This is a genomic window from Microbacterium sp. bgisy203 (assembly GCF_057706945.1).
Genome location: NZ_JBYIPF010000002.1, coordinates 82,246 through 105,647, shown reverse-complemented (window position 1 = coordinate 105,647; position 23,402 = coordinate 82,246). Strand labels below are relative to the sequence as shown.

Here is a 23,402-nt window from a genome sequence, read left to right as displayed (position 1 = left end):
GGTGCCGCGAAGGGGGACGGCAGTGAGCACAGACAAGGGGCCGGCGATCATCGCCCGGCTACGCGGGGCTGCAGCATCGGCAGCGGGGCGGGGCGTGACGTTCCACACGTCGCCCGATGATGCCGAGCAACTCTCGTACTCAGACCTCGACGCCGACGCTCGCGCACGAGCCGCGGCGTGGCGCGCGGAGGGCCTTCGCCCCGGCGACATCGCCGTGCTCGCCTTCGAACCCGGGTTGCCTTTCATCCGCGCCCTCGTCGCATGCCTCTACGCCGGTGTCACGGCGGCCCCCACACCGATCACCGCGACCCGCAGTCCCGAGGCGGCGCTCACTCGTCTCGATGCGATCATCCACGACAGCGGGGCGTCGGCGGTCCTCGCCAACGCCGGCGCGCTCCGCGCGCTCGGCGTCGAGGACGACGGCGGCCCCCTGGGCATCCCCTTGATCATCGTCGACGGGCCCGCCGACGGTGACCCCGACGCGTGGGAGCCGCCGGAGAGGGCCGAGAGCGACCTCGCGATCCTCCAGTACACGTCAGGGTCGACGGGATCACCCAAGGGCGTGATGATCTCGTACGGTAACCTGCTCGCCAACCAACTCGCGATGCACGACGTCTCGCAGATGTCGGCCACGAGCGTCTGCGTGGGCTGGTTGCCGCACTACCACGACATGGGACTCATCGGCCTGATCCTGCAGCCGCTCTACCACGGCGCGCAATTGATCCTGACATCGCCCTCGCAGTTCCTGCGGCGCCCTCTGCTGTGGTTGACGCTGTTGAGCCGCAACCGCGCGACGCATACGGTCGGCCCGGATTTCGCGTTCGCTCTGTGTACCCGGCTCGCGACGGATGAACAGATCACCGACCTCGATCTCTCCGCGCTCGAAACGGTGATCACGGGCGCCGAGCCCGTACGGATCACGACGCTCGACCAGTTCACCGAACGCTTCTCCGCGGCAGGTTTCAGAGGCGAAGCGTTTGTGCCCGCTTTCGGCATGGCCGAGACCACGCTCCTCGTGAGCGCTCACCGATCCGCCACGCCGCCGACTGCGGTCACCGTCTCCGCCGTCGGCCTCGAACTCGGCGAGGTGCGCCCTCCCACCGAGGAGGAGAGGCCGGTCGATCTCGTCCTCTGCGGCGCGCCGGCACGAGACACCGAGATCGTGATGGTCGATCCCGATCGGCGCGTGCCGGTCGGCATCGGTGCGGTCGGCGAGATCTGGGTGCGCGGCGCCAGCGTCGCGCAGGGCTACTGGAACCGCCCGGACGCGACGCTCGAAGAGTTTGGAGCGACGATGATGGGCGACGACCGCCCGTTCTTCCGCACGGGCGATCTCGGCACGATGATCGACGGTGAGGTTGTGATCACCGGTCGACTCAAGGATCTGATCATCATCCGTGGTCGCAACATCTACCCGCAGGACCTCGAGCAACTCGCCGCGTCGGCGTTCCCACGAGGAGCCGTCGCCGCGGCGTTCGAACTGCCCGACACCGCGCAAGAGGCGGCGATCGTCGTGGAAGCGGATCTCGGCGACACCGACGACGCTGCCGAGATCGTCGCGCTGATCCGACGCCGCGTGCGCGACGAGTTCGGGCTGCCTGGCGCGGGCGTCGTGCTCATTCGGAAGGGCTCGCTCCCACGAACGACGAGCGGCAAGGTCCAGCGCTCGCTCACGCGGTCGTTGCTGACCGCGAACCGCATGCCCGTCCTGCATGCCGATGGCATCGAGGTGCCGAGAACGGTCGACGCATGAGTGGCACGGCGACGCGCGACGCCGCGCCCGCACTGCGCCGCGACACCGCGCCACTGTCTGCGGCGCGCGCCTTCGACGCGTTCCTCGGTCGGCGAGACCTCGCCGGTGGTGTGGTGGATGCCGTCCGCGCGATCGACCTCGACGAGGCATCCGCCTTCCCGACCGAAGAGATCGCCGCGATCGACGCATGGGGGCTGCAGCGATGGTACGTCCCGGAGAAGCACGGGGGCCGGCTCGTCGACACCCTCGACCCCGTCCTCATGATCCGCCACCTCGCCGGGCGGGACGTCACCGCGGCCGTCGCCCACGGCAAGACCTTCCTCGGCTCGGTGTGCTCGTGGGTGGCGGGCGGAGAGATCGCCGAGACCACTGCGGACATCGCGCTGCGCGGAGAGCCCATCTCGTGGGGTCTGACCGAGAAGGGACGCGGGTCCGACCTGTCGCAGTCGTCGACGACCGCCCGCGTCGAGGCGCGTGAGATCCTCCTCGACGGCACGAAGTGGCCTATCAACAACGCGACGCGGGGTCGCGCCGTGACCGTGCTGGCCCGCACGAGCGATGCCGGCGGCCCGCGGTCGCTGTCTCTCGTCTTCCTCGACAAGGCCGAGGTCGATCCCGGGACGCTCTCCTACGAGCCGAAGGTCGCCACACACGGCATTCGCGGAGCCGACATCAGCGGCATCCGCTTCTCGGCGACGAGGACCGCACCCGAACGGCTCGTGGGACAGGAAGGCCACGGGCTCGAGCTCGTCCTGAAGAGCCTGCAGCTCACGCGGCCGCTCACGACCGCGCTGTCCCTCGGCGCTGCCGACCAGGGGCTGTCGATCGCGCTGTCGTTCGCCCGATCGCGCCGCCTCTACGGCAGCCTCCTCATCGGCCTTCCCGCCGCGCGGCGCACGCTCGCCGAGGCGGCTGCCGACACCCTCATCGCGGAGTGCGTGATGCTCGTCGGTGCCCGCACCATCCACAGCGCTCCCGACGAGATGGCGATCGTCAGTGCCCTCGTGAAGTTTCTCGCCCCCGACACGGTCGACGCGATGTTCCGGAACCTGACATCCTTCCTCGGGGCACGCTCGCAGCTCGTGGGGTTCGCCGGAGCAGGCGCGTTCCAGAAGGCGGCGCGCGACAACCGGGTCGTGGGCATCTTCGACGGCAATTCGATCGTCAACCTCAACGTGCTCATCAACGAGCTCCCGGGGCAGCTGCGGCCGGCGGACCCCCCGGACCTCGCGGCGCTCCTCGCTCCGCTCGCGCTCTCCTGGCGGACGAGCGGACTGCCGGCCCAGTCGCTTCGGCTGGTGACCCGGCGCGGATCCTCACTCCTCCGGGCGGTGCCGGAGCTCGTCGCGGCGGTGACGGGCCGGGGCGGAGCGGAGGTGGCGGCGGCGGCGCAGACGATCGCTGACGCCTACCGATCAATGGTGGAGGATGCCGCGGCACTCCCCCGCCAGGGGCAACCTCACCCGCGGGCGTTCCGGGTCGCCGAGCGACTCGCTGTCGTCTTCGGCGGGGCGTGCGCGATGGCGGTCTATCTCGCCCGACGCGACGTCGTCGCGGATCACTTCGCCGACGGCGCATGGCTCTCCGGCGTGCTCCAGCGGATCGCCCAGCGCCTCGGCGCGCAGCCGCTCTCGCGCGGCGCCACCGATACCCTTCTCGACGCCGCCGTCGCCGCGCACGAGACGGGTGTCGTCTCCCTCCTGCGGGGGTGGTCGGCGTGACCCCCGGGGCGACCACACCCGACCTCGAGCTCCTCCTCGGAGACCCACACGTTCCGGGGCCCTTCGATTACGCGTCGATCCTCGAAGACGACGACGCGCGACGCCTCAACGCGTTCGCCGAGACCGTGCTCACCGACTGGGGCGCGGGCGCGGAGTTCACCCCCGCGCGATGGGGCGGACGCTGGATCGCCACGGACGATCTCGTCACGCGCCTACGACCCGTCTTCCGACGCGATCCGTCCGTCGGGCTGGGATACGGTCTCACCACCTTGATGGCCGCCGTCACCGTGTGGGTCGCGGGCAGCGACGATCAGAAGGCGGCGACGGCGGCGCGGCTGTTGCGCGGCGAGCGCATCGCCGTGGGGTTCCATGAGATATCGCACGGTAACGACTTGCTGCACAATGAGTGCCGCGCCATCCCCGCTCCCGGCGGCTGGACCGTGTCGGGCACCAAATCCGTGATCAACAACGTCGACCGCGCGCAGTCGGTGGTCATCATGGCTCGCACGCGCATCGACGGGCCCGCGGCCCGTCAGTTCTCGCTCCTGATGTGGAACAAGACGCCGGCATCGCTTCCGCACGCGGACACAGCCGCCCGCGTGCGTACGGCGGGGATGCGGGGGTGCATGATCGGGGCGGCGCAGTTCGACGCGCTCCCCATCCCGAGCACGCACGTGATCGGCGCCGAGGGGACGGCGCTCGAAACGACGCTGAAGGCGTTCCAAGTCACCCGCGCTGTGATTCCGGCGCTCGCCGTCGGGTCCGTCGAGGCGGCGCTGGACGAATCGATCCGGTACGCACGCGAGCGTACGCTCTACGGTGGCCGCGTGCTCGACATCCCGCATGCACGATCGCTGTTCGCCGATGCGCTGGCCGACACGCTCGCGGCCGACGCGCTGAGCCGAGCGGTGGTGCGTGGGCTCCACCTCACTCCGCGGGAGAGCTTCTTCCTCACCGCCGCGTCGAAGTACCTCACGCCGCAGCTTCTCAACGATGCGATGCAGAACCTCTCGGTCCTGGCCGGCTCGACGTTCTACGCGCGCGTGGATCCGTTCGGCATCGTCGAGAAGATCCTGCGCGACATCGCGGTCGTGCCCATCGGACATGCGGGGAGCATGGCCTGCCTGTCGACGATGGTGTCGCATCTCGCGGCGTGGTCGCGACGGTCGTCGTCGACGGCGCAGACGCGTCGAGATCTGTTCGACACCGAGGCACTCGGACCGCTCGATTTCGCCGCGCTGGGTCTCGGTGCCGGGTCATCCGACCCGCTCGGCGCGGCGCTGACCGATCCCGACATCCTCGCTCTTCTCTCCATCGAGGCACCTGCTCTCGTGCCTCTCGTGGAGGCTGCCGCCCGACATCTCGACGCGCAGCGCGCTCTGACGTCGGTGCTTCCTCCCGACGCATTCACCGTCGACGCGGCGCCCGAAGTCTTCGACATCGCCGTCGCGATCACCCAATGCCTCGCCGCCGGCGCCGTCGTAGGAACGTGGGCGGCGTGCCGGTCGACAGGAGGGCCGCTCGCCGATCCTGTGATCGTGGAGGGATGCCTCCGGCGCCTACTCTCCCGACGGGAGAACGCTCCCGACCCGCTGCCCGATGCCATCATCGACAGACTGGTCGCGCACGGAGAGCGTTGCGTCGCCGCGTCATCGTCGATGGGCGTCGATCCGGTACGGCTGGCTCAGGATGCCGCGGCGCCGTCCCCCCGGCCTCACACCGACCGAACCGAGACACAGGAGGACCCGAAATGACCACGATCGCCACAGAGGACATCGAGAGGTGGCTGGCTTCGCGCGTCGTCGCCTACGGGAAGGTCGCGGCGGACACCTTCACCGTGGACACCCCGCTCAGCGAGCTCGGCCTTGACTCCGTCTACGCGTTGACGCTCTGCGGCGACATCGAAGACGAGTACGGGCTCGAGGTCGATCCGACCATCGTGTGGGACTATCCGACGATTCGTGAGCTCGCCGGTGGCATCGCCGACCTCGCGGCGAAGTGACGGGCCTCACGGTGCCCGGACACATCATCGTGCGCCAGAGCTCGCTTTCCGGGCGGCGCGCGTGGTCGGTCCAGGACGCGGACGAATTGCTCGGTGACGACATTACGGCCTGCCGCGACATGTCGGCCGCGCGGCGGGAGCAGTACCTGAAGAGTCGCTCCCTGATCCGCGACATCGTCGTCAACGAGCTCGGCGACGCGTGGCACGGGTTCCAGCACAAGGGCCAGACCGGGCCACCGCGGCTGCGGGACTCGTCGCGGAGCGTCTCCATCACGCACTGCGGAGCGCACGTCGCGGTCGCGGTCGCGTCGGGTGTCGAGGTCGGGATCGACATCGAACGGACGGATGCCGTCTTCGACAGTCCCTCGCTGCAGCGCCGCATGTGCACACCGGGAGAGCTCGCCCGTGCGGCGTCGATGCGTCCGTTGGAGCGCAGGCGGTGGCTGACGCGACTGTGGACAGTGAAGGAGGCCTACGTGAAGTCGCGCGGACGGGGCCTCTCGCTCGATCTGCGTGCGGTGGATTCCGCAGATCTTCCCGCCCACCGCCGATCGGCTTGGGTCAGCACCGAATCGGTGTGCGCGGACGTCGCGCTCACGGTCGTCTGGGCAGAAGGAGGAAGCCGGCCATGAAGCTCTCGGTCATCGGTTGCGGGTATCTGGGTGCTGTGCACGCGGCGGCGATGGCCTCGATCGGGCATGAGGTCGTCGGCATCGACGTCGACGCGCGCAAGATCGACGCGCTCTCGCGGGGCGAGGCCCCTTTCTACGAGCCGGGCCTGCCCGAGATCCTCGCCGAAGGTCTCGCGTCTGGTCGGCTGACGTTCACGACGGACATGTCCCAGGCATCCGGAGCGAAGGTGCATTTCGTCGGTGTCGGCACGCCGCAGCAGAAGGACGGGTACGCCGCCGACCTCACCTATGTCAACGCCGCGGTCGGCGGGCTCCTGCCGTACTTGTCTCCCGGCGACGTTGTCGCGGGGAAGTCCACCGTGCCCGTGGGGACCGCCGCCGAGCTTTCGCCCCGAGTCGCGGCGACCGGCGCGACCCTCGTGTGGAACCCGGAGTTCCTGCGCGAAGGGTTCGCCGTGAAGGACACGGTCGACCCCGACCGGCTCGTCGTCGGGGTGGGGCCAGGCGATGACACCTCCGCCGACATCCTCCGCGAGGTGTACGCGCCGGCGGTGGCGAAGGGCACCCCGTACCTCGTCACCGACCTCGCCACCGCCGAGCTCGTCAAGGTCGCCGCGAACGCGTTCCTGGCCACCAAGATCAGCTTCATCAACGCGATGGCCGAGATCGCCGAAGTCACCGGCGCCGACGTCACCCAACTCGCCGACGCGATCGGACACGACGTCCGCATCGGACGCCGATTCCTCGGCGCCGGCATCGGCTTCGGCGGCGGGTGCCTCCCCAAAGACATCCGCGCTTTCTCGGCCCGCGCCGAGGAACTCGGTCGCGGCGAATCGGTCGCGTTCCTCCGCGAAGTCGACGAGATCAACCTCCGCCGCCGCGACCGCGCCGTCCAACTCGTCATCGAAGGCCTCGGCGGATCGGTGTTCGAGAAGAAGATCGCCGTCCTCGGAGCCGCGTTCAAACCGCACAGCGACGACATCCGCGACTCCCCCGCGCTCGATGTCGCCGTACGCCTGCACGGCCTCGGCGCGAACGTCGTCGTCACCGACCCCGAAGCCATCGACAACGCCCGGCGCCTCCACCCGCAACTCACCTACGAGGCATCTCGAGACGAAGCTATCCGTGACGCGGATGCCGTCGTCCTCGTCACCGAGTGGGACGAATACCGCCGCGAGCTCAGCCCAGACCACGCCTCGGCCCTCACCCCCGGGCGCGTCATCGTCGACGGGCGCAACGGCCTCGACGCGGCCGCCTGGCGCAACGGCGGGTGGGACTACTACGGGATGGGGCGCCCGTGACCAGTCATAGCCGGCGCGGGCGTCGACGCCGCACAAGATCGATGCGAGATCGGCTGAGTTCCGACATCCGCGCCACATCGCCGCTCGCCGGCCTCCCATGATCGGGCTCGACGAGACCGCCCGGAGTCTCGTCATCGCACGCGCACGCGCGCGCGAGACGCGCGCCGCGCTTCGGGGAGTTCCATGCCGGCCATCACGCCCATCGGCTGCCGCATCGTCCTGAAGGGATCCGCGTGGGCGGCACCCGTCATCCTCTTCGCCTAGGGCACGCCGGCCATGACGACCAGCCCTGTCCCAGCTAAGGCGACCGCCTGGGTCGACGCCGTGCGCATCACCGCGTCGCTGACCGCACCCTACGCCCGGCGCCGGGGTTCATCATCTCCTGACGCGCGCTAAGCAGGTAGCGCTGCTCGGCTCCAAACTCCTGATCGATAGTGTTCCCCTGTGACGTCCGTTACCACAGGCAGAAACCTCATCGGCTACACCGACATCGCCCTCGACCCCGCACGGCCGGGCAGCGAATCCGAGATCGGCGACCTCGATCGACTCGGCATAAGCCACTACTACGACGGCTTGGCCACCTTCGTCCGCGACTGCCACACGCCGATGACGATCGCGGTGCAGGGAGACTGGGGCAGCGGCAAGACCACCGCGCTGAACTTCATCCAGCATCGCCTCGAACACCCCGACGAGACTGCGGGTGGTTCCGCCGAGGACGCTGGGTCTGTGAGCACATCAACGCCGCCGCTGCGCACCGAAGTCATCACCTTCGACACCTGGCTCTACTCACAGTTCGACCTCGGTGACGAGCTGATCTTCTCCCTCGCGCGAGAAATCATCGTTCCTCTGGCCGGCGACTCCGAGCAGGGCAAGGCACTGCTCAAGTCATTCGTCGCGTTCGGAGCACATGCTGTTGCCAAGGGAGCACTCTTCCTTGGCACGATCACCGGATGGTCAGCGGCGGCCGACGCCGCCGTGGGGGCGACGAAAGCGGGAGTGTCCGCCTATCGCGAAGCCCAGGCAAATCGTCCTTCCGACGTCGTCGGGCACCTGAAGAAGATGCGAGAGCAATTCGCCGCCACCGTCGATGAGTTCTGCAAGAGCAAGAGAATCGACCGTGTGGTGATCGTCATTGACAACCTCGACCGCGTGCAACCGCGTCGCGCGATCGACATTCTCGAGAGCCTCAAGCTATTCTTCGAGGTACCGAACTGCGTGTTCATCCTGGCGATCGACCTCGACGTCGTCGTGCGCGGTACGACCGAAAAATACGGTGAGATGCCGGCCCGCAAGGCGCGCCAGTTCTTCGACAAGATCATCCAAGTCCCCTTCGCCATGCCGGTCGCGTCGTATGACGTGCACCAGATGCTCTCCGCCCACTTCAAGCTCCACCTCGACAAGACCGATTCCCTGGTCTCGCTTGTCCGGGCAGCCGTTGGGACTAACCCGCGTGCCATCAAGCGGATGTCGAACTCCTTCGAGTTGCTCTGCTTGGTGGCACGCACCGAGCTCTCGCTCGAGCTCCAACGGGCGATGGTTGCGATGATATGCATCCAAACGGCATTCCCCGCGGTGCACGAACTCATCGCGACCAGCGTCTATGCGCCGGCCACGCGACGTGGCGAAGGCGACCCGATCAAGAATCTCCTCAGCCAGGCTGACACGACCGTCCACGGCGAACTCGAACGACTCGTCGAGCAGAACGAGATCGAAGCGGCTGAGATGGCGGTGGTCACTCGCCTGCTCGCGTCGCTCTCAGACTTCTTCGGAGGCACGGACGAACCCGACCTCGAATTGCTCAATGAGGCAGTCCGCCTCACGCAAGCGACCGCCGTCGACGCCCATGGTTCAGCAGGAGGGTCATCGGTGAACGCTTTGCGCGTCTGCGATCTCGATGAGATGTACGCCATGGTCGAGACCGCCGCCGGAAAGACGGTTGGGGAGATCGTTCGACGCACCGTGGCCACGGTGCAAGCGACTCTCGCGGAGCAAGGCAAGCCGCTGGCCTGGCTGATTCAACCTGCGTTGCGCTACATCGTCCTTTATGCCGCAGACGACGCCGTGGCCGTTGCCAGCCTCGGCCCGGCAGCGCGCCCGCGGATCGCCAGCCTCAGCTACCACCCGAAACACGTCCGCGCCAACTACGGTCGGCGCGACCCGCAACGCATCTCCACCGACGCGCAACCCGCCCCCGCCGGCAGATGGAACGACCACTACAACTTGCTCAGCGAGAGTGCCCGCGAATCATCGGGGAAGGTGAGAGTGCGCTACAAGCCCACCGGATACCCGATCGTGGTGGAGATCTCTTCGGCGGCCGGCGTCGATGAGATGGTCAAATCGCTTCTTCTCGCCTATGACCTCTCGCAGACGAAGTGACCCGGACTGCCTCTTTTGTTCCCGCATATCGACGTGGACAGTCATCTAGTGTAGCAGTTCTGTTCTATTCACGAAGAATGGACAACGACTCACTCGCCGGCATCGCCGAGGCCCTCGCGGCACGTGCGAATGTCGGCGGTGAGCATGCGCCCGAACCGCTCACGCCCGGCGAGCTCGTCGCCGTGCATCACACGTTCGGCGCTCTGAAGCGCCACGTCGAGGCTGCGTTCACCCCTGTTGCCGCCGAGATCGCCCGCCAATCGCACGCCGAACTCGGCAAAGACTCGCTCGCGAAGAAGGCTTCCGCACACCCGCCGTGTTCATCCAGGCGGCCACCGGTCGAGCGGGGCGAGGCGATCAGGATTGTGCAGGTCGCGAGGGTTCAACCGAGCACAGAAGCTCGCCCTCGCCGAACGCGACGGTGGGAGCGCCCGCTGTAGAGCCCCGTCGCGTTCACGACGACGGGTGGAGCGTCCGCATCGGCGGCACCGGAGTCGACGCGCCGGCGTGGTTCATCCCACCACATGGATCGACAGAGAACGCTCCCCACGGCCCGGTGCGCGACGCCGACACACACTCCCCGCGTGAGGTAGCGATCCCCTGCCCACTCCCAGGCGCCCATGCGAGACTCCCTCCATGGCGCGCGCGGCATCCACTTCCGCCCGCGCGCGCTCCCACACCCGCGCAGGCACCCGCACCCGCACCCGTCACCGCCCGAGCCAGCGACAGCGCCGACGCCGCATCGTCGCCGCCGCGCTCGCGATCGCGGTCATGCCGATCCTCGCCGTCACACTCATCGCCGTCAACGCCTACATAGCAACGACCACCGCCCCGCCCGCGATCGAGAAGTGGGACGACCAGCAGCGCGCCAACGCCGCCCTCATCATCGCCGCGGGCCGCGACCTCGGGCTGTCCCCGCGGGACCAGGCCATCGCCGTCATGACCGCGATGGGCGAGTCGTCGCTGCGCAATATCGACTACGGCGACTGGGAGACGAGCGGCGTCACCAATCCCGACGGCTCCCGCACGACATCCATCGGACTCTTCCAGCAGCAGGATGCCTGGGGCACCCGCGACCAGCGGCTCGACCCCTACGCCGCGGCGACCCTTTTCTATCGCGCGATGACGGCCCGGGTTCCCGACCGCGACCAACGGGCGCCGACCACCGTTGCCCACCTGACTCAGATCAATCGCAACCCCGACCATTACGCCCGCTACTGGGAAGACGCGGTCGTGATGCTCGAGTCGCTGACCGGCGAGGACGTCGGCTCGTCCGGCTGAGGCGGGAGACGGCTGCATCACATGGCGCCTGCGTCTGGCGTGGCGGGTGTGAAACCTGGTAATCAGGACACACCCACAATTCCTTCCCCCCGGAGGATCACAACATGTCCACCCGCTTCAGGCGGCGCTTCGGCGTCGCCGGGACGGCGATCACCGCGTGCGTCCTGCTGCTGTCCGGCATCAGTTCGTCCGCGGCAGCCGCCGCCCCCGCAGGCTCCTCCTGCACGTCGCTGACCCTCGCTCAGGCGCAGGCGCGCATTCTCACCGACGTCAACGCCGCCCGCACGGCGGCCGGCGTAGCGCCCCTGACCGAGAATCCTCCCCTGTCCGCGGTTGCAACGAAGTGGTCGCAGAAGCAGGCGAAAGCGGCATCCATGTCGCACAACCCGAACTATTCGACGGAGATCCCGCCCGGCTGGTCGCGCGCCGCGGAGAACGTCGCGACGGGACAGACGGTCGCGAACGTGACCACCGCGTGGATGAACAGCTCCGGTCACCGCGCCAACATCCTGAACGCCGCCTACACGCACATCGGCATCGGCATCGGCTGCAGCGCGGCCGGTCGCCCCTATTACACACAGAACTTCGGCGCGTACACCCGCACGCCGGGCACCGCCGCGGCACCCCAAGGCGTGAAGGCCGCCGCCGGGCAGGAATCCGCCACCGTCAGCTGGAGCACGCTCACCTACACCGGCACGCAGACGCTGACCGGCTTCACCGTCACGGCGAACCCGGGCGGCATCACAGCGACAGCCTCGGGAAGCGCACGATCGATCCAGGTCGCCGGGCTGACCCCGGGTACGGCGTACACATTCACCGTGACCTCGACCAACGCCTTCGGCGTCTCGCCGGCATCCACCGCGTCGGCATCGGTGACGCCGACCGCGCTACCCGTTGCAACACCGACGGGGGCGCCGAAGCCCGCACCCACGCCGACCACTCCCGCCAACCCTGCCGACGCGTTCGCGGTGAAGGCACACGTGCAGAGCATCGGATGGATGGACGGGTACGGCACCACCGGTCGCGGTCTTCGCCTCGAAGCCCTCACCCTCACACAGCGGACGGATCTGGTCATATGCGCACGCGCCCATGTCCAGACCGTCGGATGGATGAGCATCTCCTGCACCTCCGGCACCGGCACATCGATCACCCTCGGCACCACCGGTCGCGCCCTCCGCATGGAGGCCCTCGAGCTGTGGAGCCCGGGCGCCGCCATCTGGGCCGAAGCCCACGTGCAGAGCGTCGGCTGGCAGGGAGTACGCCGCTCGAGCGCTCCCGGCGAGCACATCACGATCGGCACCACCGGTCGCGCCCTGCGAATGGAGGCCGTGCGCCTCTGGCCGTAACTCGATCGGCGCCACCGCAACACCACCGCAACTAGAGTCGTTCGCGTGACGCGCACCCGCCGCACCACCCGCCCCGCTCGAAGGCGACGCGCCGCCTGGCTCTTCGCCACCGCGGCGGTGGTCGTCGTCGCGGTGGCGGCGACGGTGGGCGTCGGCGCGGCGACGGGGTGGTTCGGCGCGCTCGGACCGACACCACCCGGCCCGGGCACCCGGTTCGTGGTCGCCGCCGAATCGGCGGCGGCGCAGGCGGCGGCACAGGCATCCGGCACCGACACGACCGCGGACGCGGGCGAGGCGAAGGATGCCGCGGACTTCCTCGCCGCCCAGCCCACCGCGTACTGGCTGACGCCCGAACGCGACCCGATCGGCGCCGTCGCGGCGCGCGTCACGGCCCTCGCCGGAGAGGCGCGCACCCAGGACGCGACCCTCGCCCTCGTCGTCTACGGGCTGCCCGAACGCGACTGTGGAAACCACTCCGCCGGCGGACTCTCGCCCACCGACTATCCCACCTGGATCGACGAGATCGCCGGCGCGCTCGTCCAGGCATCCGAGGTGCGCGCGGTCGTGATCCTCGAGCCCGACAGCCTCTCGCTCGCCACCGAGTGCGGCAATCTCGACGACCGGGTCGCCCAGCTGCGCGCCGCCGTCGCCGCGCTACAGCGCGAGAACACCTGGATCTACCTCGACGGCGGACACTCGAACTGGCACCCCGCCGCCGAACAGGCGCGCCTGCTCACGGCGGTCGGCCTGGGCGGGGTCCGCGGGTTCAGCCTCAACGTCTCGAACTTCAACGCGACGGATGCCGAGGTCTCCTACGCCCATGCCGTTGCCCGCAACCTCGATGCGCCCGCGCACGCCTTCATCGACACGTCGCGGAACGGCGCCGGATCGAACGGCGAGTGGTGCAACCCACCCGGACGGCTGGTGGGGCAGGCATCCGGCACCATCGGCGATGACGTCGTCGACACGAACCTCTGGATCAAACCTCCCGGCGAGAGCGACGGCCCCTGCAACGGGGGACCCGCCGCCGGAGAGTGGTGGCCCGCCGCCGCCATCGAGCTGACGCATCAGGCGCGTCGGTAGCATGGCGCATACGGGCGGACGGGAGACGACGTGACGGAGAGCGGCAACGCCAAGACGGCGGTTGTCATCGAGGACGACCCCGAAGTGCGGCACATGCTCGCCGACGTGCTCGAAGCGGCGGGGTTCTCGACGATCTCGGTCGGCAACGGCATCGACGGGGTCCGCGCCGTCGAGACCTACCAGCCCCTCATCACGACGCTCGACCTGAACCTCCCGGGCATCGACGGGTTCGAGGCGGCGCGGCGCATCCGGGCGCGCAGCGACACGTACATCATCATGCTCACCGGCCAGATCGACGAGGCCGACGTCGTCATGGGCCTCTCGGCCGGCGCCGACGACTTCGTCACGAAGCCGTTCCGCCCGCGCGAGCTGCGCGCCCGCATCGAGGCGATGCTGCGGCGGCCCCGCGGGGTCAGTGGTGGCGGCGCGGGTGGCGGCGCGGGCGGCGCGTACGGGACGGGCACCGGGGCGATCCCGCAGCAGGACAAGGTCGGGCCGTCGTTCCCGACGCGGTCCGTCTCCCCCGAGTCCGTAACGGTGAACGCCATCGCCGCTGCGGCGGCGCAGGCGCTAGAGGCCGGAGGCCCCGACGAGCTCGTGGTCATCTCGGGGCCGGTGCGGCCGGCATCCGACCCCGAGACCTGGCTCACGCACCGCGACCTCGAGCTCGAACCCGACTCGCGCATCGCGCGGATCGGTGATCGCGAGCTCGACCTGACCCGCACCGAGTTCGATCTGCTCGCGGCGCTGCTCGAGTCCAAGCGCCGCGTGCGCAGCAAGGCCGACCTCGCGCTCGTGCTGCGCGGCGAGTCGTACGTCACGACGTACTTCGTGGGGGATGCCGACAGGCGCGCGATCGAGGCGCACATGACCAACCTCCGCCGCAAGCTCGGCGACGACCCCTCGAACCCCCGCTACATCGAGACCGTGCGCGGCGTCGGCTACCGCCTCACCTCCGAGCTCTGACGCGCCCCGCCCCGCACCCACCCCTGGCTCCCGCCCCGCCCCTGGCTCGCGAATCACCGCTCCTTTCGCGAATCACCTCCGGATTCGCGCGAATCGAGCGGTGACTGGCGCATTGGGCGGTGATTCGCGAGCGAGAGGGGCGGAGCCGAGGCGCATCCCATCGATTCCTCCACAATCGGCGCGACGTGCGAACTGTGCACAGATCGCCCGATCCGCGCCCCACGCCTGCGGCGCAACGCGCACCCTGTCCCCATGACACCCGACGAAGGTTACGCGGCGCTCCGCGACCGCGCCCAGCTCGCGACGCTCGGCGTTCGCGCCCGCGCGCTCGATCGCCTCATCGCCGACGGCTCAGCTGTCCGCGTCGCCACCGGCCGTTACGTCACGTCCGAATTCTGGAGCCGGCTCTTCGCCGAGGACCGGCACCTTCTCGCGGTGCTCGCCGCGACCGAACGGTCCCGCACCGACGCCGCCGCCGTCCTCACGTCCGCCGCAGTTCTCCACCAGTTGCCCCTGTGGCGCCACACTCCCACGCATGTCCATCTGGCAGCGCCCACGTTCAACGGTCAGCTCCGCGATTCGCCCGACGTCGCCCATCACCGATGGCGGGTGAAGGATGCCGACACCGTGCGCATCTCCGGCATCCTCTGCACCTCGCTCGCGCGGACGGTGGCCGACCTGCTGCGTTATCTCGACCCGGTCGCCGGCCTCGCCGCCGCCGACGCAGCACTGCGCTCCGTCGCGTGGAACCCCCGGACGCGCACCTACAACGCGTCCCTCGCCGAAGAGTTTCGGCTGATCATCGCGAGCAAGATCCGGCCCGGATCGCGGGGCGCCAAGACCGCGCGCTGGGTGCTCGATCTCGCCGACGGCCGCTCCGAGAGCCCGGGCGAGAGTGCGAGCCGCATGCTCCTGATCCAGTTGGGATTCGCGCCGCCACAGCTGCAAGTGCCCGTGGCCGGACCGGACGGACGCCCGTACTTCGTCGACTTCGGACTCGATGAGGTGGATGCCTGGGGCGAATACGACGGGACCTCGAAGTACCTCGACCCGCAGATCCGCGGCGGCGCGCTCACCCTCGAGGAGGCGATTCTCAACGAGAAGACGCGCGAGGACTGGATCCGCGGGACGACGCACCGAAAGTTCGGGCGGTGGGGGACCGAGCACCTGACGCTTCCGCTCCTCGAGCGGCGCCTGCGAACCTTCCAGATCCTCCCGCGCCGCTGAACCCCCAGCTGGCTCGCGAATCACCGTCCCTTTCTCGAATCACCGCCGGATGCGCGCGAATCGAGCGGTGACTCGCGCATCGGGCGGTGATTCGCGAGCCGGCCCTGAGCCCGCGCCGCAGCCGACCCACCCCGAAGAATCCGGCCGCCCCCGGGGCATACGCCACGCCGGGAGCGGCCGGGACTGACGCTTCCCCCCGAAAGCGTCAGACCTTGTATCCGTGCTGGCGACGGATGAGCTTGAGGAACATCGACAGGGTCTGGATGACGGTGATCACCCCGACGATCGGCCAGCCAACCCACAGGATCGTCGACTGCACCATCACCGGCAGCATCCACCAGACGACCGTCACCGCGGCCGCGACCGCGACCACGACGGCCAGCGGCACCCAGTGCCCGAGCCCGCCGCCGCTCTCGGCCTTGGCCTGCAGCGCCCAGTTGTCGACCTTCTTGCGCGAGAGGAACCGCGTCCACGACCGCAGGAAGTGGCTGATGCGCACCCACATGTACAACTCGGCGGGAACCACGAGCGCCGCGAACGCGATGTCACGCCCGTCGCGCTCCTTCATCGTCATCGCGATGCGGATGTTGAGGAGCACCGCGACCACCGGCGGAAGGAGCCACCACGCCGAGAAGACGAACGCGCCGATCGACAGCGACCCGGCGAGGAGCGTCAGGAACGCGACGCGCACGAAGAAGTTCGTCAGCATCGAGAAGTTCTCGAGCCACCGCAGACGCAGGTTCGGGTGGAAGGGCTGCCCCTTCGTGTCGCCGCGCTGGCCCGGCCACATCAGCTCGATGGCCCCATAGGTCCACTTCACCTGCTGCGCGTCGAGGCCGCGGAGCGTCGTCATGCCGCCGACGTAGGCGCGGGCGAGCGGGTTGATCTTCGTCAGGTAGCCGGCGCTCTTGATCTGCAGCGACAGCAGCGAATCCTCGACCTCGCTGTCTTTCACCCACGGCGTCGACTGACGGTTCTCGCGCATGACGTCGCGCAGCGCCTTCGTCGCGAAGATCGACAGCTGCCCGCCGAGGACGGCCATGTTCCGCCCGCGCAGCAGGTTCTGCATGTTGAACGCCGCGAACTGCGAGCGCTGCCCGGCGATCAGGAACTTCGCGATGCCGCCCCTGATCGGCCTGTCGTCGATCGTGTACACGGCCGAGATCCCGCCTATGCGGGTGTCCGAGACCGCCTCCGACTCCAAGTACTCGACCGCGCGCGGGTCAGCGACCGTGTCACCGTCGACGCCGAGGAGATACTCATAGCCCTCGACGAGGGCGTACCCGTAGTTGAGCGCGCCGACCTTCTTGTCGGGGTTGTTCCCGATGTCGTGGACGAAGACCTCGGTGAACTGAGGCCCGAGTTCGGTCTCGAGTTCGTGAGGGCCGGCGTAGCGCGAGGCGATCTTGACCGTGGCATCCGTCGTGTTGTTGACGACGACGTGGATGACGTCGGGCACGCGCGTCTGGCCCAGAAGACCCTCGATGACGCCGGCGATCGACTCCTCCTCGTTGTACGCGGGAATGACGCAGCCGATCGTCGAGCGATGCGTCGACGTGTCGTCGAGCACCGACGCGAAGTCGTCGGGGAAGTGATGGTCGGATGCCAGCACGATGTCGCTACCGGGGAGGGTCATGTCCTCCACCCTCCCCGGGCCGCCGCAACGAACCCCCTCCGAACGTCGGAGAGGAGCGCAAGGTTTCCGCAAGATCTCCCCCGGATAGGCTCTACACCATGGCCCCCGACGACACCGTGCCCGTGCGCCAGGTGTCCTTCCGGGCCGACGCGCGCACGCGCTCGATCTGGCTGTGGCAACTCTCCCTCGCCGTCGTCGTCGTCGTCGTGGCGGTCGCCGTGCTCCTGCTCGCACCCGCCGTGCTCGCGTCGGCACCGACCGCGGGCGGCATCGTGATGATCCTCGCGCTCACCATGATGACGCTCGTCCTCCCATGGCACCGCGCGGGGCGCAGCGCGGTCGCGACGCTGCCGCTCGCCGACATCCTCGCCATCGGCCTGCTCGCCTGGGGTAGCGAACTGAGATTCGGGTTCCTCTGGGTGTTCCCCCTCGCCTGGCTGGCGAGCCACTTCCGCGTGCCGTGGGTCGTGGCCGGCCTCAGCCTCGTCGCAACCGTCGTCGTGCTGGATGCCTTGACGCACACCGCCGACGAGACCAGCACTCTGCGCTTCCTGGTCGTCCTCCTCTCGCTGACGTTCATCTCGATCACGATCTACAACAGCGCCCGACGCACGCGCGCGTTCAATCGCCTGCTGCGCCGACAGGCCGATCGGCTCGAAGCGACGCTCGAGCGCGTGCGCGCGCAGGAGCGGCGGGTCAACCAGATGCTCAACGGCCTCGACTCGGCGGTCGCCCGCGTCGATCGCGAGGGGCGCCTGCTCGGCATCAACGAGGCGTATCTCGCGCTCTACGGCATCGATCCGCGCGACACGTCCCGCCCGCCCACCTCGGTGGAGTACGACGAGCGCGGCGGCACGGCACTCCGCGAGGCCGACCGCCCCGCGGCACGCGCGGCACGCGGCGAACTGTTCTCCGACGAGCGACTGTGGCTGTTCGACGCCGAGGGCCGGTGGCACATCGTGTCGGCATCCACTCGCGAGCTCGTCCACGGCCCGGCCGAATCGGAGACGACTCTTCTCGTCATCCGCGACATCACCGAGGCCGTCGAGGCGGAGAACGCCCGCCGCACTCTCGCCACGACGGTCACGCACGAGCTCGCCAACCCGCTCACGGCGATCGTCGGATACACCGATCTTCTCCTCGAAGACGACCTCCCCCCGCGCAGCCGCGAGCGTCTCGAGCTCATCGAGGCGGCGGGCACGCGCATGGAGCGGCTCATCTCGGAGGTCCTGCGCGCGGGCGGCCGCGAGGCCGGCCTCGACCCGCGCCGCCGCCTCGACGCGCGGGCTCTCATGGCGGCGACGGTCGAATCGTTCCTGCCCGCGGCGGCAGCGGGCGATGTGTCCCTCGAACTCCGCGAAGGGCCCGAGGCGCCGATCGACGCGGACGCCTTCCGCTTGCGGCAGGTGTTCGACAACCTCGTCAGCAACGCCGTCAAGTACACGCCCCGGTCCGGATCGGTGGAGGTGACCGTCGCGGCGGTGGGTGGGGATGCCGTGATCCGCGTGACCGACACCGGCATCGGCATCGGCGCACATGATCTGCCCCACGTCTTCGACGACTACTTCCGCGCCGAGACGGCGCGCGACGCGGGGTTGCCGGGCACCGGGCTCGGCATGGGCATCTCGCGCACGATCGTCGAAGAGCACGGAGGCACCCTGGAGCTCACGAGTCACCCGGGCGCGGGGACGACGGCGACGATCCGCATCCCCCTCGACGAAGGAGAAGGCCCGGCATGATCGACATCCAGCTCGCCCAGGTCATCGTCGCCGCCGTCGCGATGGTCTGCATGATCGGACTCGGGTTCCTCTACCGTCCGAGCAGGGCGACGGCACTCTGGTCGCTGACGTTCGTCGTCGTGATGCTCGCCTGCGGCGGGACGCTCGTGGCGACGGCGTCGGGCTTCCCGCGCCTGATCCTCGTCGCGACCGGCGTGCTTCTGGCCGCCCCGGTCCTCATCTGGTCGGGCTTGCGGGCACTGCGCGGCGCGACCTCGCTGTCGTGGCTCGCGCTGATCGTCGCTTTCGCGTCTTCCGGAGCGCTCGTGGCGCTGAACGGCACCGAGGCCTACATCTGGGGATTCCGACTGGGGTTCGGTCTGACCGCGGTGTTCGCCGGACTGACGATCGTCGAGCTGCTGCGCCGCCCCGAACGAGCGGGCAGCACGTCGATGCCGCTCGCGGCCTTCTCTCTCCTCGTCGTCATCGCGGGTGTCGTGAGCGTCGCCGCGGGGCTGGTCGCCCCCGGCGACCCCGAAGAGTCGTTGCTGTTCCTGCGCACGATCAACTCGGTGGGAATGCTCGCGTACGTCGTGTGCGCGCTCGTAACGCTCCTCTTCCTCGCCCGCGACGACAGCACGTCGCCGCGCCGCTCCGCGTTCCAGGAGGTCGCCGCCGACCGCCTCCGCCGCGCGGAGCGCGCCGGAGAGCGCTCCTGGGCGCTCGTGCACATCCAGCTCGACGACGCATCGGACGTGCGGGCCGCGACGGGCGACGCCGGCTTCACCGCGATCGTCGGACGCCTGGGCGACGATATCGCCGAGACCTTCCCGACCGAAGCCGACATCGGACGGCTCGGGCAGGCATCCTTCGCGGTGCTCCTCGCCCTTCCCTCGACCGTCATCCGCGAACGCGTGCGCACCCTCCTGCGGACGGTCGCCCAGCCCCACGACGCAGTGCGGGCCGTCACCTCGGCATCCATCGGTTGGGCCGGTGTCGCCGAGTGCGGGTACGACCTCGACGCGCTGCTGGACGCAGCGCGCTCGGCGGCCGAGCGTGCTGCCGCGGCGGGCGGCGACCGGTGGGAGCGCGCCGTGGCGTGAGCCGGGTATCGCGCCCGCGGCGTCAGCGCGCGATCGCGACGGTGAGGCTGTCGGTCGCCGTTTGCTTGGCGTACTCGGTCGAGGTCGGCGTGGTCTGCACGAGGAAGTCGTAGGTGAATTCCAGCGTCACGAACGTCGCGTCCGCAGGCACCGCGCCGACCGTGAACTGCTGCGAATAGCTGTAGGGGTCGAGCACGAGGTAGCCGGGGGCGGTCGTCGCCTGGTCGACCTGCGGGGCGAGCGGGTCGAACGAGCCCGCAGAGTTCGCCGGAACGGCGGTCATCGTCGCCTTCTGCAGGTAGACCTTCTGCCCGTCGGCCGGGGTCACGCTCGTGACGAGCGAGAGCTTGACGGGTTTCAGAGCCGTTGCCGTCCACTTCTCCATCGACAGCTCCGACCAATAGTCGACGGTCGCCGTGACCGCTCCGGCGGTGAGCGTGCGCTGCGTCGACCCCGACGACAAATCGTTGGGGACCGGCGTCGGGATCGCGGTCGATGTCGACGACGGGCTCGGCTCGTCCGTCGCTCCTCCCGACCACGGCGCGGGGTCGCACGCGCTGAGTGCCAGGGCGATCGCCACCGCGCCGAGGCCGATGAGTGTCCATCGCGTGCGCATCCCGCCCACCTCCGTGTCACTGTCGGCCACATGGGCGCAGTCCCACATCCTATCCACGGCCCGCCCGGGAAAGACCAGTGGCGTCATCCTCGCCCGGCGGCGGCACAGCTGGTCTTGAGTGGGCGTTGAGCCACGCGGACCGGCCCGCACGGGCGTGGCACAATGAGCTTCGCATGCATGAAAAGGAGCCCAGATGAGCGAGAACGCCGGCCCCACCGCCGTCGTCATCGACGACGACCCGGACGTCCGCGATCTGCTCGTGCAGGTGTTCTCCAGCGCCGGATTCACGGCCGTCGCGGTGGACAACGGTCTCGACGGGGTGAACGCCGTCGTCACTCACCGTCCCACGATCACGACACTCGATGTCAATATGCCCGGCATCGACGGTTTCGAAACGGCACGGCGCATTCGCGAACACAGCGACACCTATATTCTGCTCATCACTGCGCTCACCGAGGAGGCTGACGCGATCCTCGGTTTCAGCGTCGGCGCGGACGACGTCGTCACCAAGCCCTTCCGCCCCCGCGAACTGCGGGCGAGAGTCGTGGCGGCGCTTCGTCGTCGGTCCGAGGCGCATCCGCCACCCTCGTCGGAAGCGGCGAGCGCGACGTCTGCGCCTCTCGTCGGCGCCTCTGGCCTGCTCGTGAACCGATCCACCCACAGCGTCACCATCGAGCAGCGCCCCGTCGTGCTCACACGCACCGAGTTCGAGCTGCTCGCGATCCTCGTCGAGGTGGCTCCTGAGGTCCGGAGCAAGGCAGATCTCGTGGCGGCCCTGCGGCCACCGGGCCGGGCAGGCCGCGTGTCAGAAGCGGACGAGCGAGCGATCGAGACCCACATGACGAACCTCCGGAGAAAGCTCGGCGACAGCGCTACCGAGCCCCGCTACATCGAGACGTTGCGCGCGGTTGGGTACCGTGCCATCCTTCCCGTGGATTCCTCGCGCGGCTGACCTCTTCACGACGACACACCCGGCTGGACTCCATGCCGTCTGCCGCGCACCCCTCAGACCCGCGGCTCAGACCCGCGACGCCGCCTTCGGCGCGGCGGTGATCAGGATCGGCAGGTGATCGCTCTTACCCTGCGGGAGCGTCGTGATCGTGTCGATGTCGAAGCCGACGCTCGTCGCGAAGTCGTAGTGCCCGCGGAAGAACTTGTACCGCGTGTAGGTGCGCGCGTCGCTGAGGCTCAGATCGTAGCCCGCCTCACGCACCTTCTGGCCAAGATTCTCCTTGAAGACCGGATAGTTGTAGTCCCCCACCATCAAGATCGGCAGGTCGTCGCCGAGACTCGCGAGCTCGCCGAGGGCCGCCGAGATCTGCTTGCGCCGCAAGGAGTTGAGCGCGGTGAGCGGCGCCGCGTGGAAACTCGCGACGATGAACTCGCGCCCGTGATCGATATCGCGCAGGCGCACCGCGAGCATCCGCTCCTCGGCGGGCTTGAGCACCCGGTCGTGGAGCGACTTCTTGAGCGCCAGCGAGCGCACCTCGAGCGCCGTGAAGGTATTGCGGCGCAGGTACACCGCGAGGCCGAGCCGGTTCCGCGCCGTCGCGTCGACGAGCTGCAGCCCCGCGATGTCGCCGGGGAGCTCCCCCGAGACCGCCTCCTGCAGACACAGGATGTCGGCGCCCGTCGACTCGACGAGCTCCTCGAGCTCGCCGAACGCCTTGTGCTTGTTGAGGTTGTACGAGATGACCTTCATCGTGTCGCCAGCATAGGGCGCCGGGCCGCGAATCCGCTCCGTCTTGACACCACGTTTGCGATGGATTCGCCGGGCGTCGAGAAGGTGTTCAGTCGGTGTCGAGCGACCGACGCGCGCGGGTCTGGTCGGCGCGCGCCGCAAGCAGGTCGTCGGCCGGGTAGCCGACCTCGGTGAGCGTCAGCCCGCGCGCCGCGAGCACCTTGCTCTCGCTCGTGCGGACGCCCCCGTCGCGGATGCGCGTGACGTCCGCGACCGTCATCTTCCCCTCACCGACGGCCGCGCACGCGCCCACGAGAGCGCGCACCATGCTGTGGCAGAAGGCGTCGGCTTTCACGTTCGCCAGAAGGATGCCGTCGGCGCCCCGCGACCATCCGAATTCGAGCAGCGTGCGGATCGTCGTCGCCTCCTCGCGCGCCTTGCAGTACGCCGCGAAGTCGTGCAGGCCGATGAGCGAACGAGCTGCGGCATCCATCGCGGCGACGTCGAGGCGCGCCTTCACGGTCGTCGTCCGCGCACGCTCGAGCGGGTCGTACGGGGTCTCGAGATCCGCGATGCGATAGGAGTAGCGCCGCCACACGGCGGAGAAGCGCGCATCGAACCCGGGCGCGGCTTCGGCGGTGCGGTGCACGGCGACGTCGGGGTAGGGCCCGAGCACCCCGGTGATGCGGGCGGCGAGCGCTTCGGGCGCGGGGTTCCGTCCCTTCGCGAGACGCGCGTGCTGCGCGTCGGTGAGGTCGAGGTGGGCGACCTGCCCCGCGGCGTGTACTCCGGCATCCGTCCGCCCCGCGACGACGAGTTGCGGGTCGCCGCCGAGCACACGCGCGATCGCCGCCTCGAGCGTCCCCTGCACCGTCCGGAGGCCCGGCTGCCGCGCCCACCCCCGGAACGCGGTGCCGTCGTAGGCGAGGTCGAGACGCAGGCGCACGCCCTCAGCCTATC

At 69.3% G+C, this 23,402-nt stretch carries 20 protein-coding genes; 15 read left to right on the top strand and 5 right to left on the bottom strand.

All coding sequences use genetic code 11. The annotated features are described in order from the left end of the window. Positions 1-22 precede the first annotated feature (22 nt). The 7 genes from AC3ENQ_RS03895 (at position 23) to AC3ENQ_RS03865 (ending at position 9,785) form a co-directional block, all read left to right on the top strand. Positions 23-1,753, top strand: coding sequence for a fatty acyl-AMP ligase (locus AC3ENQ_RS03895; RefSeq protein WP_431801915.1), 1,731 nt, complete (start codon positions 23-25; stop codon positions 1,751-1,753). Further along, positions 1,750-3,474 (top strand): acyl-CoA dehydrogenase family protein, encoded by a 1,725-nt coding sequence (locus tag AC3ENQ_RS03890; RefSeq protein ID WP_431801913.1) that lies wholly within the window; start codon positions 1,750-1,752, stop codon positions 3,472-3,474. Before AC3ENQ_RS03895 ends, AC3ENQ_RS03890 begins: the two co-directional genes overlap by 4 nt. Next, positions 3,462-5,228, top strand: coding sequence for an acyl-CoA dehydrogenase family protein (locus AC3ENQ_RS03885; protein WP_431801911.1), 1,767 nt, complete (start codon positions 3,462-3,464; stop codon positions 5,226-5,228). The genes AC3ENQ_RS03890 and AC3ENQ_RS03885 overlap by 13 nt, the downstream gene beginning before the upstream one ends. Further along, the gene (locus AC3ENQ_RS03880) at positions 5,225-5,476 is read left to right on the top strand and encodes an acyl carrier protein (RefSeq protein ID WP_431801909.1); all 252 of its coding nucleotides are present in this window, start codon (positions 5,225-5,227) and stop codon (positions 5,474-5,476) included. Before AC3ENQ_RS03885 ends, AC3ENQ_RS03880 begins: the two co-directional genes overlap by 4 nt. Before the next feature lie 11 nt (positions 5,477-5,487). Beyond that, positions 5,488-6,108 carry a 4'-phosphopantetheinyl transferase family protein gene (locus tag AC3ENQ_RS03875; protein ID WP_431801907.1) on the top strand — a complete coding sequence of 207 codons (621 nt, stop codon included), beginning with the start codon at positions 5,488-5,490 and terminating at the stop codon, positions 6,106-6,108. Further along, positions 6,105-7,409: a UDP-glucose dehydrogenase family protein gene (locus AC3ENQ_RS03870; RefSeq protein ID WP_431801906.1), complete on the top strand. Its 1,305-nt coding sequence runs from the start codon at positions 6,105-6,107 to the stop codon at positions 7,407-7,409. The genes AC3ENQ_RS03875 and AC3ENQ_RS03870 overlap by 4 nt, the downstream gene beginning before the upstream one ends. A 444-nt stretch (positions 7,410-7,853) precedes the next feature. Further along, positions 7,854-9,785, top strand: a complete 1,932-nt coding sequence (locus AC3ENQ_RS03865; protein WP_431801904.1) for a KAP family P-loop NTPase fold protein — start codon at positions 7,854-7,856, stop codon at positions 9,783-9,785. 89 nt (positions 9,786-9,874) lie between these two features. Here the strand turns inward: AC3ENQ_RS03865 and AC3ENQ_RS03860 are convergent, their stop codons facing one another. Next, on the bottom strand, positions 9,875-10,000 hold the full coding sequence (locus tag AC3ENQ_RS03860; protein ID WP_431801902.1) for a hypothetical protein: 126 nt from the start codon (positions 9,998-10,000) through the stop codon (positions 9,875-9,877). 421 nt (positions 10,001-10,421) lie between these two features. On the opposite strand from AC3ENQ_RS03860, the gene AC3ENQ_RS03855 reads away from it, so the two are divergent. From AC3ENQ_RS03855 to AC3ENQ_RS03835, 5 genes are all read left to right on the top strand, one after another. Then, on the top strand, positions 10,422-11,066 hold the full coding sequence (locus AC3ENQ_RS03855) for a peptidase M23 (RefSeq protein ID WP_431801900.1): 645 nt from the start codon (positions 10,422-10,424) through the stop codon (positions 11,064-11,066). 104 nt (positions 11,067-11,170) lie between these two features. Beyond that, a complete protein-coding gene (locus AC3ENQ_RS03850) occupies positions 11,171-12,412 on the top strand; it encodes a CAP domain-containing protein (RefSeq protein WP_431801898.1) in 1,242 nt (413 codons plus the stop codon). A 45-nt stretch (positions 12,413-12,457) separates the two neighbouring features. Beyond that, a complete protein-coding gene (locus AC3ENQ_RS03845; protein ID WP_431801896.1) occupies positions 12,458-13,495 on the top strand; it encodes a glycoside hydrolase family 6 protein in 1,038 nt (345 codons plus the stop codon). Between the two features lie 93 nt (positions 13,496-13,588). After that, positions 13,589-14,461, top strand: a complete 873-nt coding sequence (locus AC3ENQ_RS03840; protein WP_431802580.1) for a response regulator — start codon at positions 13,589-13,591, stop codon at positions 14,459-14,461. 252 nt (positions 14,462-14,713) lie between these two features. Further along, positions 14,714-15,688 carry a hypothetical protein gene (locus AC3ENQ_RS03835; RefSeq protein WP_431801894.1) on the top strand — a complete coding sequence of 325 codons (975 nt, stop codon included), beginning with the start codon at positions 14,714-14,716 and terminating at the stop codon, positions 15,686-15,688. Between the two features lie 205 nt (positions 15,689-15,893). Here the strand turns inward: AC3ENQ_RS03835 and AC3ENQ_RS03830 are convergent, their stop codons facing one another. Beyond that, a complete protein-coding gene (locus AC3ENQ_RS03830) occupies positions 15,894-17,324 on the bottom strand; it encodes a glycosyltransferase family 2 protein (protein WP_431801892.1) in 1,431 nt (476 codons plus the stop codon). Positions 17,325-17,422: 98 nt separating this feature from the next. Here AC3ENQ_RS03830 and AC3ENQ_RS03825 point away from each other — a divergent pair, with 98 nt between their 5' ends. Further along, positions 17,423-19,063 carry a sensor histidine kinase gene (locus AC3ENQ_RS03825; protein ID WP_431801890.1) on the top strand — a complete coding sequence of 547 codons (1,641 nt, stop codon included), beginning with the start codon at positions 17,423-17,425 and terminating at the stop codon, positions 19,061-19,063. After that, positions 19,060-20,145, top strand: coding sequence for a diguanylate cyclase domain-containing protein (locus tag AC3ENQ_RS03820; RefSeq protein ID WP_431801888.1), 1,086 nt, complete (start codon positions 19,060-19,062; stop codon positions 20,143-20,145). Before AC3ENQ_RS03825 ends, AC3ENQ_RS03820 begins: the two co-directional genes overlap by 4 nt. A 22-nt stretch (positions 20,146-20,167) precedes the next feature. Here AC3ENQ_RS03820 and AC3ENQ_RS03815 read toward each other — a convergent pair whose 3' ends face one another. Beyond that, positions 20,168-20,761, bottom strand: a complete 594-nt coding sequence (locus tag AC3ENQ_RS03815) for a hypothetical protein (protein ID WP_431801884.1) — start codon at positions 20,759-20,761, stop codon at positions 20,168-20,170. A 193-nt stretch (positions 20,762-20,954) separates the two neighbouring features. Between AC3ENQ_RS03815 and AC3ENQ_RS03810 the strand changes: the two genes are divergently transcribed. Beyond that, on the top strand, positions 20,955-21,713 hold the full coding sequence (locus AC3ENQ_RS03810; protein ID WP_431801882.1) for a response regulator transcription factor: 759 nt from the start codon (positions 20,955-20,957) through the stop codon (positions 21,711-21,713). Positions 21,714-21,779: 66 nt separating this feature from the next. Here the strand turns inward: AC3ENQ_RS03810 and AC3ENQ_RS03805 are convergent, their stop codons facing one another. Then, complete coding sequence (locus AC3ENQ_RS03805; protein WP_431801880.1) at positions 21,780-22,463, bottom strand: endonuclease/exonuclease/phosphatase family protein; 684 nt, start codon at positions 22,461-22,463, stop codon at positions 21,780-21,782. A gap of 88 nt (positions 22,464-22,551) precedes the next feature. Beyond that, a complete protein-coding gene (gene truA / locus AC3ENQ_RS03800) occupies positions 22,552-23,388 on the bottom strand; it encodes a tRNA pseudouridine(38-40) synthase TruA (RefSeq protein WP_431801878.1) in 837 nt (278 codons plus the stop codon). Positions 23,389-23,402 lie beyond the last annotated feature (14 nt).

Coding starts and splice junctions, on each gene's coding strand:
- AC3ENQ_RS03890 (WP_431801913.1), top strand. CDS start 1,750: ATGAGTGGCACGGCGACGCGCGACGCCGCGCCCGCACTGCGCCGCGAC.
- AC3ENQ_RS03880 (WP_431801909.1), top strand. CDS start 5,225: ATGACCACGATCGCCACAGAGGACATCGAGAGGTGGCTGGCTTCGCGC.
- AC3ENQ_RS03870 (WP_431801906.1), top strand. CDS start 6,105: ATGAAGCTCTCGGTCATCGGTTGCGGGTATCTGGGTGCTGTGCACGCG.
- AC3ENQ_RS03855 (WP_431801900.1), top strand. CDS start 10,422: ATGGCGCGCGCGGCATCCACTTCCGCCCGCGCGCGCTCCCACACCCGC.
- AC3ENQ_RS03850 (WP_431801898.1), top strand. CDS start 11,171: ATGTCCACCCGCTTCAGGCGGCGCTTCGGCGTCGCCGGGACGGCGATC.
- AC3ENQ_RS03840 (WP_431802580.1), top strand. CDS start 13,589: ATGCTCGCCGACGTGCTCGAAGCGGCGGGGTTCTCGACGATCTCGGTC.
- AC3ENQ_RS03835 (WP_431801894.1), top strand. CDS start 14,714: ATGACACCCGACGAAGGTTACGCGGCGCTCCGCGACCGCGCCCAGCTC.
- AC3ENQ_RS03830 (WP_431801892.1), bottom strand. CDS start 17,324: ATGACCCTCCCCGGTAGCGACATCGTGCTGGCATCCGACCATCACTTC.
- AC3ENQ_RS03825 (WP_431801890.1), top strand. CDS start 17,423: ATGGCCCCCGACGACACCGTGCCCGTGCGCCAGGTGTCCTTCCGGGCC.
- AC3ENQ_RS03820 (WP_431801888.1), top strand. CDS start 19,060: ATGATCGACATCCAGCTCGCCCAGGTCATCGTCGCCGCCGTCGCGATG.
- AC3ENQ_RS03815 (WP_431801884.1), bottom strand. CDS start 20,761: ATGCGCACGCGATGGACACTCATCGGCCTCGGCGCGGTGGCGATCGCC.
- AC3ENQ_RS03810 (WP_431801882.1), top strand. CDS start 20,955: ATGAGCGAGAACGCCGGCCCCACCGCCGTCGTCATCGACGACGACCCG.
- AC3ENQ_RS03805 (WP_431801880.1), bottom strand. CDS start 22,463: ATGAAGGTCATCTCGTACAACCTCAACAAGCACAAGGCGTTCGGCGAG.